This window comes from Streptomyces africanus (assembly GCF_002150735.1).
Classification (GTDB): domain Bacteria; phylum Actinomycetota; class Actinomycetes; order Streptomycetales; family Streptomycetaceae; genus Streptomyces; species Streptomyces africanus.
Genome location: NZ_MUKA01000332.1, coordinates 1 through 16,883 on the forward strand (window position 1 = coordinate 1; position 16,883 = coordinate 16,883).

The window sequence follows — 16,883 nt, forward strand, 5'->3', positions numbered from 1 at the left end:
TTCCAGGCGGTCAAGCACCGGCTGGCCGACGCGAAGATCGCCCTGGAGTTCGCGCGCCCGCTGGTGTTCGGAGCCGCCCTGGCCCTGCGGCCGGCCGAGGCCGCCGCCGCCAAGGCCGCCGCGTGCGAGGCGGCGTACAGCACCGCCCGCACAGCACTGCACCTGCACGGCGCGATCGGCTACACGGCGGAGTACGGCCTGTCGCTGTGGCTGACCAAGGCCCGGGCCCTGCGCACAGCCTGGGGCGACCCCCACGCGTGCCGGGCCCTGGTCGTCAGTGCCGCTGGTGATCGCCGCTGGTGATCTGCCGGTACTCCTCCACCGTCGGTTTCTCGATCCGCGCGTCCGGCCCGAACATCGCCTTCGCGAGCCGGGCACGCAGCCGCTCGGACCGCTTGACCTTGCGGCGGACGCCCCCCGCGTCGACCAGGGGCCCCATCTCGTAGGGCGGATGCTGCTCGTGCTGGGTGAGGGTGAACAGCTCCGCCTGCGAGAGGGGCTCGTGCACCTCGATGTACTCGCCGTTCGGCAGCCGTTTGATGGTGCCGGTCTCCCTGCCGTGCAGCACCTTGGCGCGGTCGCGGCGCTGCAGGCCCATGCAGATCTTCTTCGTGACGAGGAAGGCGGCGACCGGCAGCACGAAGACGCCGATCCGCACGAACCAGGTGATCACATTGATGGACAGATGCAGATGCGTGGCCACGATGTCGTTGCCGCCGCCGATCAGCAGCACCGCGTACAGGGTCAGCCAGGCCACGCCCAGGCCGGTGCGCACGGGCGCGTTGCGCGGCCGGTCCAGGATGTGGTGCTCGCGTCTGTCGCCCGTGATCCACGCCTCGATGAAGGGATAGAGGCCGATGGCGAGCAGGATCAGCGGGAAGAGCGAGAAGGGGATGAAGACGCCGAGGACAAGCGTGTGACCCCAGAGGTTGATCTCCCATCCCGGCATCACCCGGATCAGCCCCTCCGAGAACCCGAGGTACCAGTCCGGCTGGGCGCCGGTGGTGACGAGGTCGGGGCGGTAGGGGCCGAAGGCCCACACGGGGTTGATCTGGGCGATGCCGCCCATGACCGCCAGGACACCGAAGACCAGGAAGAAGAAGCCGCCCGCCTTGGCCATGTAGACCGGCAGGAAGGGCATCCCGACGACCGACCGCTCCTTGCGCCCGGGGCCCGGGAACTGGGTGTGCTTGTGGTAGAAGACCAGGATCAGATGGGCGGTCACCAGGCCCAGCATGATCCCGGGCAGCAGCAGGATGTGGACGGGGTACAGCCGCGCGATGATGTCCTCGCCCGGGAACTCCCCGCCGAAGAGGAAGAACGACAGGTACGTCCCGACGATCGGGACCGACAGGATCGCGCCCTGCGCGAAGCGGATGCCGGTGCCGGACAGCAGGTCGTCGGGGAGGGAGTAGCCGGTCAGGCCGGTGATGATGCCGAGCATCAGCAGGGTCCAGCCGAAGACCCAGTTGAGCTCGCGGGGCTTGCGGAAGGCGCCGGTGAAGAACACCCGCATCATGTGCACCAGCATGCCCGTGATGAACACCAGCGCGGCCCAGTGGTGGATCTGCCGGATCAGCAGCCCGCCGCGCACGTCGAAGCTGATGTCCAGCGTGGACTCGAACGCCTTGGACATGAGCACGCCGTTGAGCTGTGTGTAGGACCCCTGGTAGGCGACCTCCTGCATGCTCGGCTCGAAGAACAGGGTGAGGTAGACGCCGGTGAGGATCAGGACGATGAAGCTGTAGAGGGTGACCTCGCCCAGCATGAAGGACCAGTGGTCCGGGAAGACCTTGCGCATGTTGGCCCTGGCCAGCGCGTAGAGCCCGAGCCGCCCGTCCGCCCAGTCGGCGAGCTTCTCGCCCTTGCCGGCCGGAGGGCTCCGGCGAGCGGAAGCCGTTTCGTACACCCGTCGTGCGCCGTCGTCGCCCATACGTCGTCGCCTCCCCGTCGCATCCTTCCCAGCGTGGCACGGCGGCGCGGCCACGCAAATGGGGCGTATGGGCGGTTGGGCCAAGGGGCGGGCCGGTTGGGCCAGGGGAGCGAGCGGGCGGCTCAGCGGCTGCCGGGATCCCGTACGATCCCCTGGGCCCTGGCGGCCGCGAGCCACTGCGGGAACTCACCCACGAGGCGGTCGTACAGCTCGGCGTCCGAGACCCTTCGCGGGTCCTCGCCGGCGGGGAAGAACCCGGCGTTGTCGACGACCCGCTTGCCCGGCACGGCCAGCTCGTCGAGCCTGCGCAGGAAGTCGAACTGCTTGCTGCCCGGGTCGCCGAAGCCGATGAACTGCCAGAACAGCGGCAGCTTCGCCGCCTTGCACAGGTACCGTTCGGCGGCGAGTCTGCTGAGGGGGCCGCCGTCGGTCTGGAAGACCACGAGGGCCGGCTCGGTCGCCCCGCTGTCGAGGTAGTGGTCGATGACGGCGTCCATCGCCAGGTGGTAGCTGGTCCTGCCCATGTGCCCGAGCGCCGCCACGATCCGGGCGATCCGCCCCTGGTGGTCGGAGAGAGCGATCTCGGTCTCGGCGTCGACGTCGGTGGAGAAGACCACCACCGGCACGGTGCCGTCGTCATCGAGGTGCGCCGACAGCCCGAGCACCCGGTCGGCCAGCGCCTGCACGCTGCCGTCCTTGTAGTACGGCCTCATCGAGCCGGAGTGATCGACCACGAGGTAGACCGCGGCGCGCAGGCCGTCGAGGCCGTGCTTGCGCAGCGACACCCCGGCGCTCTTGTACAGGCTGACCAGCGCGGGGGCGGTCTCCTGGACCTTGCTGAGGCTGATCGCGGCCATCCGGGCTCCCCCCTCGGTCACCGGCTGTCGATCACCGGGACAGAGCCTGAGAGTACGGCACTCGGGCCCCCGCGCTCTGCGATGATGTCCTACTCGTGAAATGCATGAGGGGGACGCGTGAAACCGGGACAGGCCGAGGCCCCTGGAGCGGGCAGACGACGGGCTTTGGTCGTCGGGGTGGGGCGGACCCCCGCACTGGAGCGGGACGAGCATCTGGCCCGGCGTTTCCCCGCTCTGGACAGTGCCGTCGAGGACGTCGAGCTCGTGAGCCGTGCGCTGCGCCAGTCACACTACGAGGTACGGCCGCTGCTCGACCCGGGCGGCTTCCAACTGCTCGGCGCCCTCCAGGAGTTCTTCGACGAGTGCTCCCCCGGCGACACGGCGTTCCTCTACGTGTCCTGTCACGGTACGACCGTGGGCAAGCGGGAGCATCTCCTGCCCGCCGACGTACAGCCGGGCCGTATGGACCCGGCCGGTGGCCGGTCGCTCCTCGACCGCACGCTCATAGCCGCCGACCCCGAGGGACTGCTCGACGGGCTGCCCGCCGGCGTGACGACGGTCGTGTGCCTGGACCTCTGCCGCACCGAGGAGCCGACGCCGCTGGCCGAGCAGAGCAGGAGGACCGTGCTCTCGGCCGCCGAGGACGTGTACTGGCTGTACAGCTGCAGCCGGGGCGAACGCTCCTACGCCGACCCGCAGGACGGCAGTTGGTTCGGCCGGGCGCTCGCCAAAGCGCTCGCGCCGACGACCCAGCCGACCACCTTCGCCGACCTCGTCCGCTACACCCGCACGGCGGTGCGCCGGACCGCCTCCGACGCGGGCGTCATGCCGCCCGCTGTCGACCGGTATGTCCCGCACGGCCTGGACGCGGACGGCCCCGGCCCCGTGCTGTGCGAGGGCGCGCAGGAGGCGTATCGATGGACGACGATGATCGAGCAGTCGTCCCTGTGGGAGTACACGTCGGGTACCGCGGCCGTGCACGAGCGGGTCAAGAAGCGGCTCGGCGAGCTGGTCGAGCACATCGTGGACTCCCTCTCCACCGAGGGCGCGCACCGGGACGACCCGTGGACCGACCCCACCTATCCGGTCCGGGTGGTCGACCGGACGGAGACGCTGGTCAAGCGGGCCCGTCTGGAGGGCCGCGACCTGCTCTCGCCCGCCGAGACGGCGGCGCTTCTCGCCGCGCCCGTCGTGCAGGAGGGCGTCGTCGCGATCGCGCTGGAGGAACTGCGCAGGACGATGCCCGAGGGCATGGACGTCAAGAGCGCCGCGGACGACGCCCTCGAAGGCCACGACCGCCTGGTCCGGGACGCCGCCCACGACGTGGCCCGCGCGCACTCCCAGGTCCGGCGCACCGTCGCGACTCTGCGCCGCCGCGGCCTCAAGGAGCAGACGGCGGCCGCCGACCACTGGCTGCGGCACCGCTTCATCACCGACTGGGACCTGCTGTGGGAACGCACGGGCGACTACCCGGCCGTGGACACGATCCTCGACCTGCTGGTGAGCGCGATCCTGGACGCGGCCGCCGACCCCACGGGAACACCGGTCAGAGAGGCGACCAGGCTCACCATCGACGGCCAGGTGCGCCAGGTCCTCGGCCATCTGACGGTCCATCCGAGCACCAGCCCGCGTATCAACGACGCGCGCGGCGGTGACGACTGGAGCACCTACCCGCCGGTGCCCGGGAACCAGTGGCGCGCCTCAGACCTGGCCCGTCTGCTGTGGACGGCCGGCCTCCAGGCCGCCGATCCGCGCCGGATGTCGAGTGTCCTCGTCGACCACCTCGGCGCCCACGAGCCCCTGGACCCGGACGACGTGGTGGCCGCCCTGTCCGCCGACTTCGGCTACGACGTGACGCTCCTGGGCGAACGGGACGACGACCCCTACCAACTCACCGTCCGGTTCGCCTGCCCCCATCCGGCGCTGCACGTGGCCGTCGAGGAGCTCGCCGCGCGCACGAACGCGACCGTGAGCCTGCTGCACCAGGAGTGCCAGAAGGCCCGGACGACCCCGCCGGCCCTGCTGCGCGGTTTCCCCGAGCGCGTCACCACCGACCAGCTCGTCCCCGTGGCCGAGCGGTACAAGCAGCCGCTGGAACGCTTCCGGCTGGCCGAGGACGAGATCCGTCCCCTGCTGATGGGCACCCAGCTCTACGGCGATCCCATGCTGGCGGTGCGCGAGCTGTACCAGAACGCCCTGGACGCCTGCCGCTACCGCGACATGCGCCGGCAGTACGGGGCGGTGCAGGGGCGTCCCGGGCCCGACTGGCAGCCGAGGATCACGTTCACGCAGGGCTGGGACGCCGACGGCAGGCCGTACATCGAGTGCACCGACAACGGCTCCGGCATGAACCGCGCCAAGCTGACCTCGATGTTCGCCCGTGCCGGCAAGCGGTACGAGCAGGACCCGGAGTTCGTCCAGGAGCGCCGCAACTGGCGTCGCGCCGAACTCGGCGAGATGCCTCTCAACTCCCGTTTCGGCATCGGCGTGTTCAGCTACTTCATGCTGGCCGAGGAAGTCGTCGTCTGGACGAGCCCCGTGGACCACTACGGCCGCGCGCTCCAACTGGAGCCGCTGCGCGCCGACATCCAGTCGGGCTCGGGGCTGCTGCGGATCGGCCAGGATCCGCATGTGGCGCTGGACGGTGGGACGCGGGTGCGGCTCTATCTGGGCGAGGATTCCACCGTCCCGCCCTCGTTGGTGGACACGCTCGAGTCCTTCCTGTGGGTGGCGGACTTCGAGGTGGAGGCACGAGAGCTCACCAAGGACGACACCCGGACGGTCGTACGGCACCGGCGCTGGGAGCCCGGAGCGCTCATGCCTCCCACCCCCAAGCCCTGGTACGGCGACGCCGTCCAGGGCGCCCGGGACATCTGGCTGGTGCAGGGGCCAGGAGGGTGGCTGCTGGACGGAGTCGTCATCAAGGACGCGCCGGAGTCGTACGGCCATATCGTCAATCTGCGGGAACGGCATCGGCCGGAGCCCAGCGTGGATCGCAACAGCCTTATCTCGTACGACGAGGAGGCAGTGACGTCCGAGCTGCTGGATGCCGCGCCGAGGGCCGCCGCGCGGTGGCGGGAGGTCCTCCTGCAGTGGCTGTGGGACCTCGCCGAGAAATCGCCCCGGCTCGCCTTCGTCGTGCTCGACTCGCTGCCGGACAACACCGCGGCCATCATCTTCCCCACGGCAGGAATTCGGCATCAGACCCTGCCCCGTTCGATACCTCTCGCAACCGCCGGATGCCTGCCCATGGACGAGAGCAACGAGGACGTCCGAGGCCCCTGGCGTGGGTTGCTCGGCGAGTACCAGAGCGCCCTCGCCAAACAGTGGCAGAAGGCACGGCTCGCTCTTCACCAGGAGGGGAAGACGTTCCTGCCGCCTGGGTATCCCGTCCCGGCCAGCATGGACGCGATCCTCTTCCCGAAGGACTCCGCCCCACGCGGGTGGGAGACCGTACTGCGCGCTGCACACCTGACACACACGCCGTCGGGAGAGCCCCTCAAGGCCCTCCGCCGCTACGCGATCCTGGGCGCGCAGGTTCCCGCCGCGACGGAAATCCGCGGGCTAAGGACGGCACGGCCCACGAAGAAACTGGTGGAGTTGTCCAGGATGTGGCGTTCCATGCAGCGCGCACGGACTTTGCACAAACCGGCCCTGTACGCTCCGCTCCTGCTGATCGCTGCGCGGTATCGCCTGCGCCTCGCGGACGCTGTCGCTCTCCTGGAAGAACTGCGGACCTGGCAGTTTGAGTTGCCGCCCCCACCCGTCCTGGACGCCGACCTGGCCGCCGAGGTCCCCACCCGCGGCGACGCCGCACTGCTGGTAAGCAAGGAACTGAACGAGGAACGGCATCTGTGGCCCGGTGAGCTGGGGGTCGTCGACCTTCTGACCCGGGCCGAGCCGGGGGTGCCTGTCAGCGACTTGGCGGAGCGTGTCCGGCGGTTCGAGCCGCTCGGCTTCTCGCTGCGGGAAGAGCCCTCGCCTGCGGCCGTCGCGCACGGTCCACTCGATGCGATGGAGCGGCCCCTGTTCGGCGGGGCAATGAGCGTCCACCGGGACAGGACACTTCGGCGTGGCGACGATCTCCGGATGGCCAGCCTGCTCGTGCTGGCCGCGGAGTTGCAAACTCCGCCCAGTGAAGTGGCCGCACGGGTAAACGCGCTGACGCCGGTGACCGGGATACGCGCCGACGAGCCGCCCGCCGAGGTGGCCGACTGGATCCCCTCCTCCCTGGCGGCCGAAGTGCTCTCTGCGATCCGTCGCCGTGGCGCCGGTGTCTCGCCCTGGGAGTTCATCAGGGTCATCACGCGCAGGGCCTCTCGCACCCCGAGCCTGTCGCCCCGGTCGGACATCGACCTCGACGAGATCGACAAGCTCCTGCGGCGCCTGAATACGGCGGGCCTGCTCGCCCCGGGTTTCGAGGACCGCATCGAGGAGACCGTGCGGCAACTGGAGGTCTGGGACCACCCCCTCACCCGTGGACACACGATCGCGGCGTCCGGCAGGCATCTGGACGAGCAGGGCGTGACACCCCCGGTCCTCGTCCAGCTCAGCGCCTCGGAGCGGCGCCCCATCGGCGACATCGTGCAGCGGCTGACAGGACAGGACCAGATCCTGCCCGTCTCCGTCACCCGGCCGGACCCCGCAGTCCTGGACCTGCAAGCGACGTCCCAGGACGTCACCGCACTCCTGCGGCACTCGTCGAGCGGATTTCTGCCGGACCTCCGGCTCTCGCGACTGCTGCACCACGCGTACGGCATGCGCCGCACCCTCGCCGCATCCCTTGAGCACCTGGCCCGCTTCGTCCCGCTCGGCGCGCCTCCACCCCCCTGCGCCCCCGACAGCCCCGAGTTCGCGGCCGTGCGGGACCACACACCGGACCTGTTCGACCTCGCCGCCTTCAGCCCGGGTCTCCTCGGCATCGGCGACGAGTCCTGTGTCCTCGGCCCCCTCGAACTCGTCCGCACAGCCGGCCGCTTCGACTGGACCCTCGGCACGACGTACGACCGCTACGCCCCCTTCGCCTGCCTGGGACTGGACGTCACCGTCGGCAGGCCCGAGGTCGAGGTGGCCGACCGGGTCCCCGACTGGCAGGACCTGATCATCCTCACCGAGCAGCTCACCGGCCGGGCCCCCGCCCTGGCCGGCGTCGTTTCCGAGGACCACATCACGCTCAGCGCGGAGGAGACGGACCTGCCCGAGAGCCAAGTGCGCGAGCGGCTGGCCCGGTATGCGGACCTCTTCTCCCTCGAACTCTCCGCCGAAGCCCCTCACCTGGAAGGCACCGCCGAGTGACGCCCCCGATCGAGTACGACCCCGACGCCGTCCACACCCCCGTCCTCACTTTCCGCTGGGTCGTGCGCAGGAACGGCGACGACGCCCAGTACGAAGCCTCCGGGACCTGCCCGGTCTGCACCTGCCCGATGACGAGGACCTGGCCCTTCGGGCAGCCCCCGGTCGCCAAGGGCGGCTTCTTCGACCGGCGCGAGGAGCCGGGGCCCGAGCCGTTCCACACCCTGTGTCAGTGCCGCACCCTGCACATGAACCGCCCCGCGAGCGAGCCCCGGGGCTGCGGCGCCCTGCTGACCATCGCGGCGCCGCCCTCGCCCGGGCAGCCCGGGGCGACGCCATGACGTTCACGCCCACGCCACAGCAGCTCCGCGACGCGGACCGCCGCTGTCGCGAGATGGCCTCCCCGGATCGGCAGTTGCAGGCGGCGCTGCATCAGGCCGAGGGGTACCGCAACTTCCTCGCCTCGCTCACCGGCCTGCTTGCGGCGGTGTTCGTGCTGAAGGGCCAGGAGGACCTGAGCAAGCTGGCGGACACGCCGCGCTGGTGGGTGACCGGGCTGCTGATCGCCGGGTTCCTCGCCCTGATCGCCGCTTCCTGGCTGGGCGTTCTGGCCGTGCACGGACGGCCCGGTGAGGAGATCCTGCTGGAGGCGGGCAGGCTGCTGCGGTACGAGAAGAAGCGGACGAAGACCATCTGGCTGCTGGTGGAGTGCGCGCGCTGGCTCGCCCTGGCCGGTGTCCTGTGCGTCGCCGCCGCGGTGATCGTCACGTGGGTCGTGCCCGGCGGAAAGTAGCGGGGAAAGGCGACAGCGCCTGCCCGGTCGTCCGGTCGGGGACTGTGGGGCAGGCGCTATCGGTGTTCCGCACGCCTTTGTGCGGGACGTTCATGGGTGACCGTCAGGTCACTTGTCTCATGGGCTCGGTCAGACCATCAGCGCACGGTCCGTCGGGCGGATCGGCGCCGGCAGCTCGCTGGCGCCCGTGAGGTGGCGGTCCACCCCGCGCGCCGCCGAGCGGCCCTCGGCGATCGCCCACACGATGAGCGACTGGCCGCGGCCCGCGTCACCGGCGACGAACACGCCCGGCACGTTGGTCTGGTAGTCCTCGTCGCGGGCGATGTTGCCGCGCTCGTCGAGCTCCAGGCCGAACTGCTCGACCAGGCCGTTCTCGCGGTCGGTGCCGGTGAAGCCCATGGCGAGGGTGACCAGCTGGGCGGGGATCTTGCGCTCGGTGCCCGGCTTCGGGGTCAGCCGGCCGTCGATGAACTCCACCTCGGTGAGGTGCAGCCACTGCACGTTGCCGTCCTCGTCGCCCTCGAAGTGGGTCGTCGAGACCGAGTAGACGCGCTCGCCGCCCTCCTCGTGCGCCGAGGTGACCTTGTAGAGCATGGGGAAGGTCGGCCAGGGCTGGTTCGTCGGGTGCCGCTCGTCGTTCGGGCGGGGCATGATCTCCAGCTGCGTGACGGAGGCCGCGCCCTGGCGGTGGGCCGTACCGACGCAGTCGGCGCCGGTGTCGCCGCCGCCGATGACCACGACGTGCTTGCCCTCGGCCGAGATCGGGGGCGCCACGTAGTCGCCCTCCTGGACCTTGTTCGACAGGGGCAGGTACTCCATGGCCTGGTAGATGCCCTTGAGCTCGCGGCCGGGCACCGGCAGGTCACGGGCCGTGGTGGCGCCGACGGCCAGGACGACCGCGTCGTAGCGCTTCTTCAGGTCCGTCGCCTTCAGGTCGCGGCCGATCTCGATGCCGGTGCGGAAGCGGGTGCCCTCCGCGCGCATCTGCTCGATACGGCGGTTGATGTGCCGCTTCTCCATCTTGAACTCGGGGATGCCGTAGCGGAGGAGGCCTCCGATGCGGTCCGCGCGCTCGTAGACGGCGACGGTGTGGCCGGCCCGCGTCAGCTGCTGGGCGGCGGCCAGACCGGCCGGGCCCGAGCCGATGACGGCGACGGTCTTGCCGGACAGGCGCTCGGGGATCTGCGGGGCGACGTCCCCGGTCTCCCACGCCTTGTCGATGATCGAGACCTCGACGTTCTTGATGGTGACCGGCGGCTGGTTGATGCCGAGCACACACGCCGACTCACAGGGAGCGGGGCACAGCCGGCCCGTGAACTCCGGGAAGTTGTTCGTCGCGTGCAGCCGCTCGGAGGCGGCGGCCCAGTCCTCGCGGTAGGCGTAGTCGTTCCACTCCGGGATCAGGTTCCCGAGCGGACAGCCGTTGTGGCAGAACGGGATGCCGCAGTCCATGCAGCGGCTGGCCTGCTTGCTGATGATCGGCAGCAGGGAGCCGGGGACGTAGACCTCGTTCCAGTCCCGGACGCGCTCCTCGACGGGGCGGGACTTGGCGACCTCGCGCCCGTGGTTCAGGAAGCCCTTCGGGTCAGCCATTGATCGCCGCCTCCATCATCTTCTCGTGGGTCTCGGTCTCGGAGAGACCGGCTCGCTCGGCGGCGTCCTTGGCGGCGAGCACTGCCTTGTACGTGCTGGGGATGATCTTGCTGAAGCGCTCGACGGCGGTGTCCCACTCGGCCAGGAGCTTCTCGGCGACGGTGGAGCCCGTCTCCTCCTGGTGGCGGCGGACCACGTCGTGCAGCCACTGCTTGTCGGTGTCGTCCAGCGCCTCGACCGCGTCCAGGTTGCCGACGTTGACGTTGTCGCGGTCCAGGTCGATGACGTACGCGATACCGCCGGACATACCGGCCGCGAAGTTGCGGCCCGTCTCGCCGAGCACCACCGCGTGGCCGCCGGTCATGTACTCGCAGCCGTGGTCGCCCACGCCCTCGGAGACGACCGTCGCACCGGAGTTGCGGACGCAGAACCGCTCGCCGACCTTGCCGCGCAGGAACATCTCGCCGCCGGTGGCGCCGTAGCCGATGGTGTTGCCGGCGATGACGCTGTACTCGGCGAGGTGGTCGGCCGCGCGGTCCGGGCGGACCACGAGCCGCCCGCCGGAGAGGCCCTTGCCGACGTAGTCGTTGGCGTCGCCCTCCAGACGCAGCGTGACACCGCGCGGCACGAAGGCGCCGAAGGACTGGCCGGCGGACCCGGTGAAGGTGATGTCGATGGTGTCGTCGGGCAGGCCGGCGCCACCGAACTTCTTCGTCACCTCGTGGCCGAGCATGGTGCCGACCGTGCGGTTGATGTTGCGGATCTGCACCTGCGCGCGGACCGGCTGGGCCTCGGTGGCGTCCGAGGCGGACAGGGCGTCCGCGGCGAGCTTGATCAGCTGGTTGTCGAGCGCCTTCTCCAGACCGTGGTCCTGGGCGATCAGCCGGTGGCGGACCGCGCCCTCGGGCAGCTCGGGCACGTGGAACAGCGGTGCCAGGTCCAGGCCCTGCGCCTTCCAGTGGTCCACGGCACGCGTGACGTCGAGGGTCTCGGCGTGGCCGACGGCCTCCTCGATGGAGCGGAAGCCCAGCTCGGCGAGGATCTCGCGGACCTCCTGCGCGATGTACTGGAAGAAGTTCACGACGTACTCGGCCTTGCCGTTGTACCGCTCGCGCAGCACCGGGTTCTGCGTGGCGATGCCGACCGGGCAGGTGTCCAGGTGGCAGACGCGCATCATGACGCAGCCGGAGACGACGAGCGGCGCGGTCGCGAAACCGAACTCCTCGGCGCCGAGCAGCGCGGCGATGACCACGTCACGACCGGTCTTCAGCTGGCCGTCGGTCTGGACGACGATGCGGTCGCGCAGGCCGTTGAGCAGCAGCGTCTGCTGGGTCTCGGCGAGGCCGAGCTCCCAGGGTCCGCCGGCGTGCTTCAGCGACGTGAGCGGCGAGGCGCCGGTGCCGCCGTCGTGGCCGGAGATGAGGACGACGTCCGCGTGCGCCTTGGAGACACCCGCGGCGACCGTGCCGACACCGACCTCGGAGACCAGCTTGACGTGAATCCGCGCCTGCGGGTTCGCGTTCTTCAGGTCGTGGATCAGCTGGGCCAGGTCCTCGATGGAGTAGATGTCGTGGTGCGGGGGCGGCGAGATGAGGCCGACGCCCGGCGTCGAGTGCCGCGTCTTGGCGACCCACGGGTAGACCTTGTGGCCGGGCAGCTGGCCGCCCTCCCCGGGCTTGGCGCCCTGGGCCATCTTGATCTGGATGTCGTCGGAGTTGACCAGGTACTCGGAGGTCACACCGAAGCGGCCGGAGGCGACCTGCTTGATGGACGACCGGCGGGCCGGGTCGTACAGGCGCTCCGCGTCCTCGCCGCCCTCACCGGTGTTGGACTTGCCGCCCAGCTGGTTCATGGCGATGGCGAGGGTCTCGTGCGCCTCCTGCGAGATGGAGCCGTACGACATGGCGCCCGTCGAGAACCGCTTGACGATCTCGGAGACCGGCTCGACCTCGTCGATCGGGATGGGCCCCCGGTCGGACTTGAAGCCGAACAGGCCGCGCAGCGTCATCAGCCGCTCGGACTGCTCGTTCACGCGCTCGGTGTACTTCTTGAAGATGTCGTAGCGGCCGGAGCGCGTGGAGTGCTGGAGGCGGAAGACCGTCTCCGGGTCGAACAGGTGCGGCTCGCCCTCGCGGCGCCACTGGTACTCGCCGCCTATGTCGAGGGCGCGGTGCGCCGGGGCGATGCCGGAGGCCGGGTAGGCCTTGGCGTGCCGGGCGGCGACCTCCTTGGCGATGACGTCGATGCCGACGCCGCCGATCTTGGTGGCCGTGCCGTTGAAGTACTTCTCGACGAAGGTCTCGTCGAGACCGACCGCCTCGAAGACCTGGGCGCCGCGGTAGGAGGCGACGGTCGAGATGCCCATCTTGGACATGACCTTCAGCACGCCCTTGCCCAGGGCGTAGATGAGGTTGCGGATGGCCTTCTCGGACTCGATGCCGGGCAGGAAGGTGCCGGCGCGGACCAGGTCCTCGACGGACTCCATCGCCAGGTACGGGTTGACGGCGGCGGCGCCGTAGCCGATGAGCAGGGCGACGTGGTGGACCTCGCGGACGTCACCGGCCTCCACCAGCAGGCCCACCTGGGTGCGCTGCTTGGTGCGGATGAGGTGGTGGTGGACGGCCGCGGTGAGCAGCAGCGAGGGGATCGGCGCGTGCTCGGCGTCCGAGTGGCGGTCCGACAGGACGATCAGGCGGGCGCCGTTCTCGATCGCGGCGTCGGCCTCGGCGCACATCTCGTCGATCCGCGCGGCGAGGGCCTCGCCGCCGCCGTGCACCCGGTACAGGCCGGACAGGGTCGCGGCCTTGAAGCCGGGCATGTCGCCGTCGGCGTTGATGTGGATGAGCTTGGCCAGCTCGTCGTTGTCGATCACCGGGAAGGGCAGCACGACGCTGCGGCAGGAGGCCGCGCTCGGGTCGAGCAGGTTGCCCTGCGGGCCCAGCGAGGAGCGCAGCGAGGTGACGAGCTCCTCGCGGATGGCGTCCAGCGGCGGGTTGGTGACCTGGGCGAACAGCTGGGTGAAGTAGTCGAAGAGCAGGCGCGGGCGGTCCGACAGCGCGGCGATCGGCGAGTCGGTGCCCATCGAGCCGATGGGCTCGGCACCGGCCTTGGCCATCGGCGCGAGGAGGACGCGCAGCTCCTCCTCGGTGTAGCCGAAGGTCTGCTGGCGGCGGGTGACCGAGGCGTGGGTGTGGACGATGTGCTCGCGCTCGGGCAGGTCGGAGAGCTCGATCTCGCCGGCCTCCAGCCACTCCCCGTACGGCTGCTCGGCGGCGAGCTCGGCCTTGATCTCGTCGTCCTCGATGATGCGGTGCTCGGCGGTGTCGACGAGGAACATGCGGCCGGGCTGCAGGCGGCCCTTGCGGACGACCTTGGCCGGGTCGATGTCGAGGACGCCGACCTCGGAGCCGAGGACGACGAGGCCGTCGTCGGTGACCCAGTAGCGGCCGGGGCGCAGGCCGTTGCGGTCGAGCACGGCGCCGACCTGGGTGCCGTCGGTGAAGGTGACGCAGGCCGGGCCGTCCCAGGGCTCCATCAGGTTGGAGTGGAACTGGTAGAAGGCGCGCCGGCTGGGGTCCATGGAGTCGTGGTTCTCCCACGCCTCCGGGATCATCATCAGCACGGAGTGCGGCAGGGAACGGCCGCCGAGGTGCAGGAGTTCGAGGACCTCGTCGAAGGAGGCGGAGTCGGAGGCGTCCGGCGTACAGACCGGGAAGATCCGCTCGATGGCCTTCTCGTCCGACCCGAACAGGTCCGAGACGAGCTGCGACTCGCGGGCCACCATCCAGTTGCGGTTGCCCTTGACGGTGTTGATCTCACCGTTGTGCGCGACGAAGCGGTACGGGTGGGCCAGCGGCCACGACGGGAAGGTGTTCGTCGAGAACCGGGAGTGCACGAGCGCGATCGCGGAGGCGAAGCGGCGGTCGGACAGGTCCGGGAAGAAGGGCTCCAGCTGGCCGGTGGTCAGCATGCCCTTGTAGACGATGGTCCGCGCGGACAGCGACGGGAAGTACACGCCGGCCTCGCGCTCGGCGCGCTTGCGCAGCACGAAGGCCTTGCGGTCGAGGGCGATGCCCTCCGAAACGCCGTCGCCGACGAAGATCTGGCGGAAGACCGGCATGGTCGACCGGGCGGTGGCACCCAGCAGCTGGGGGGCGACCGGCACCTCGCGCCAGCCGAGGACGGTCAGGCCCTCTTCGGCCGCGATCGTCTCGATGCGCGAGACGGCGTCGGCGGCGGAGTCCTCCGGCAGGAAGGCGGTGCCGACGGCGTAGGCACCCGCCGCGGGCAGTTCGAATCCGGCCACGTCACGGAAGAAGGCGTCCGGGACCTGCGACAGGATGCCGGCGCCGTCGCCGGAGTCGGGCTCGGAGCCGGTGGCACCGCGGTGTTCGAGGTTGCGCAGGACGGTCAGGGCCTGCTCGACCAGGGTGTGGGACGCCTCGCCGGTAAGGGTGGCGACGAAGCCGACGCCACAGGCGTCGTGCTCGTTGCGGGGGTCGTACATACCCTGCGCAGCAGGGCGAGCATCCATGAAGGACCAGTTCTGGCCATTCGCGGAATGCTGGGACGGCTGGCGCGGCGTACGCATCGGCTCTCCCGTCGTCGTCATGTGGCATATGCATGGTGCCGAGGGACGACGTTGGCCCTCGCGTGATCGCAAAATTTCGTGCAGGTTACATGATGGAGCGGTTCTCGGGAACCGGGATAATCCGTCCCAACATGCGGACACCAGCGGCTCGCGGCGGGGGTACCGCACCGACGGTGGAAGCTATGGGGGGCCCGTACGGAACGACCGGGTGAGATCGATGCCCGTCGGGCCTGGGGCGGGGACGGGCGTCTTCGCCCACCCCGCCGAGCGCGCCCACGGGCCTCATTGCCCGCAGCGCTTACGGCTCATGCCCGGTGATTGCGCGTTCGAAACCAGCAAGTAACGGCTACTTATACGGCCCCTCGCATAAGTCCGAGCCGAGCTATCCTACGGCCGTTCCGAACAAGCTGCCCAGGGCGTACGTCACACCGGCCGCAGCGCCTCCCAGGAACAGCTGCCGCAGCCCGCTGTACCACCAGGTGCGGGCCGTCACCCGGGCCACCACCGCGCCGCACAGGAAGAGCCCGAGCAGCGCCAGCAGCACGGCCGGCCAGAGGCTGCTCGCACCCAGCAGATAGGGCAGGACGGGGATCAGCGCGCCCAGCGCGAAGGAGCCGAAGCTCGACACCGCGGCCACGGTGGGCGAGGGCAGGTCGCCGGGGTCGATACCCAGCTCCTCCCGGGCATGGATCTCCAGCGCCTGCTCGGGGTCTTTCGACAGCTGCCGGGCGACCTCGTCGGCCAGTCGCGCCTCGACTCCGCGCGCCCGGTAGAGCGCGGCGAGCTCGGCCTCCTCGTCCTTCGGGTGCTTGCGCAGCTCGCGCCGCTCCACGTCCAGCTCGGCCTCGACGAGCTCGCGCTGCGAGGCGACGGAGGTGTACTCGCCGGCGGCCATGGAGAAGGCGCCGGCGGCCAGGCCCGCGAGGCCGGTGAGGACGACGGTGTGCTGGCCGACCGAGCCGCCCGCGACACCGGTCATCAGGGCCAGGTTGGAGACGAGGCCGTCCATCGCACCGAACACCGCGGGACGCAGCCAGCCGCCGTTGACGTCCCGGTGGGTGTGGTTGTCCCGGTGCGCCTCGTGCAGCGCCGCCTCGGTCTCGATGATGGCCATGAAATATCCCCGCTCCCCTTGCCGAACCGTTTCTCTGGACGAGTTCCAGATTTTTACAACACACAAAGTACGCCGTGAATTCCGAGACCGCCAGCAAGGAAAGGCTGCGCTAACCTGCGGTTTTACCCTTCCGCGCTCACTTGATGGTGATCTTGCACAGATGTCGACCGGGTGATGCTGTGGCTCCCGAGGCTCGGGGCGGTCGCCGCAGTGGGACACCTTCCCCATGGCATCGATCGCCTGCATCCCCTCCGTACCGGCGCCCGGGGACGCCACCGAACTCCGCGCACGCGCACGTGGCGCCCTCCTGGGCCTGGCTGTCGGTGACGCGCTCGGGGCCCCGGCCGAGAACCTGAAGCCCTCCGAGATCCGCGCGCGGTGGGGCCGTATCACCGGCTACGTCGCCGAGCACCCCGCCGGCACGGACGACACCGAGTACGCGATCTTCTCGGGCCTCCTCCTGGCCCGGCACGGCTCGGCACTGACCCCCGCGCACGTGGAGGCGGCCTGGCACGAGTGGATCGCCGACCGGGACGAGGGCCCCTTCCGGGGCGCCGGTTTCAGTGAGCGCGGCACGCTGGAGAACCTCCGGCGGGGCCTGGCCGCCCCCATCTCCGCCCAGCACCGGCACGCCTGGAGCGACGGTCTGGCCATGCGCGCGGCCCCCTTCGGGGTGTTCGCGCCGGGCCGCCCGGCGCGAACACCCCGAA

Annotated in this window: 10 protein-coding genes; 5 read left to right on the top strand and 5 right to left on the bottom strand. The window is 70.4% G+C overall.

Translation table 11 applies throughout. The features are described from left to right. Nucleotides 1-303 (top strand): acyl-CoA dehydrogenase family protein (locus tag CCL05_RS34270; protein WP_279629954.1); only part of this gene is annotated, 303 nt, incomplete at its 5' end. Here the strand turns inward: CCL05_RS34270 and qcrB are convergent. Further along, a complete protein-coding gene (gene qcrB / locus CCL05_RS34275) occupies nucleotides 275-1,933 on the bottom strand; it encodes a cytochrome bc1 complex cytochrome b subunit (RefSeq protein WP_086564550.1) in 1,659 nt (552 codons plus the stop codon). The genes CCL05_RS34270 and qcrB overlap by 29 nt on opposite strands. A gap of 122 nt (nucleotides 1,934-2,055) precedes the next feature. Beyond that, nucleotides 2,056-2,790 (bottom strand): vWA domain-containing protein, encoded by a 735-nt coding sequence (locus tag CCL05_RS34280; RefSeq protein WP_086564551.1) that lies wholly within the window; start codon nucleotides 2,788-2,790, stop codon nucleotides 2,056-2,058. Between the two features lie 117 nt (nucleotides 2,791-2,907). Between CCL05_RS34280 and CCL05_RS34285 the strand changes: the two genes are divergently transcribed. The 3 genes from CCL05_RS34285 to CCL05_RS34295 are packed head-to-tail and all read left to right on the top strand — an operon-like array spanning nucleotide 2,908 to nucleotide 8,875. Then, nucleotides 2,908-8,085 (top strand): HD domain-containing protein, encoded by a 5,178-nt coding sequence (locus CCL05_RS34285; protein WP_279629955.1) that lies wholly within the window; start codon nucleotides 2,908-2,910, stop codon nucleotides 8,083-8,085. Continuing rightward, on the top strand, nucleotides 8,082-8,423 hold the full coding sequence (locus CCL05_RS34290; protein WP_086564553.1) for a hypothetical protein: 342 nt from the start codon (nucleotides 8,082-8,084) through the stop codon (nucleotides 8,421-8,423). Before CCL05_RS34285 ends, CCL05_RS34290 begins: the two co-directional genes overlap by 4 nt. Beyond that, a complete protein-coding gene (locus CCL05_RS34295; protein WP_086564554.1) occupies nucleotides 8,420-8,875 on the top strand; it encodes a hypothetical protein in 456 nt (151 codons plus the stop codon). The genes CCL05_RS34290 and CCL05_RS34295 overlap by 4 nt, the downstream gene beginning before the upstream one ends. A 129-nt stretch (nucleotides 8,876-9,004) precedes the next feature. On the opposite strand, the gene CCL05_RS34300 is transcribed toward CCL05_RS34295, so the two are convergent. The 3 genes from CCL05_RS34300 to CCL05_RS34310 form a co-directional block, all read right to left on the bottom strand. Then, nucleotides 9,005-10,468 carry a glutamate synthase subunit beta gene (locus tag CCL05_RS34300; protein WP_086564555.1) on the bottom strand — a complete coding sequence of 488 codons (1,464 nt, stop codon included), beginning with the start codon at nucleotides 10,466-10,468 and terminating at the stop codon, nucleotides 9,005-9,007. Beyond that, entirely contained in the window at nucleotides 10,461-15,059 is a 4,599-nt protein-coding gene (gene gltB, locus CCL05_RS34305) for a glutamate synthase large subunit (RefSeq protein WP_086564556.1), read from the bottom strand. The genes CCL05_RS34300 and gltB overlap by 8 nt, the downstream gene beginning before the upstream one ends. 382 nt (nucleotides 15,060-15,441) lie before the next feature. Then, nucleotides 15,442-16,173, bottom strand: a complete 732-nt coding sequence (locus CCL05_RS34310) for a VIT1/CCC1 transporter family protein (protein WP_086564557.1) — start codon at nucleotides 16,171-16,173, stop codon at nucleotides 15,442-15,444. Nucleotides 16,174-16,399: 226 nt separating this feature from the next. Between CCL05_RS34310 and CCL05_RS34315 the strand changes: the two genes are divergently transcribed. Then, the coding region (locus CCL05_RS34315) for an ADP-ribosylglycohydrolase family protein (RefSeq protein WP_208641678.1) at nucleotides 16,400-16,883 on the top strand (484 nt) is incomplete at its 3' end.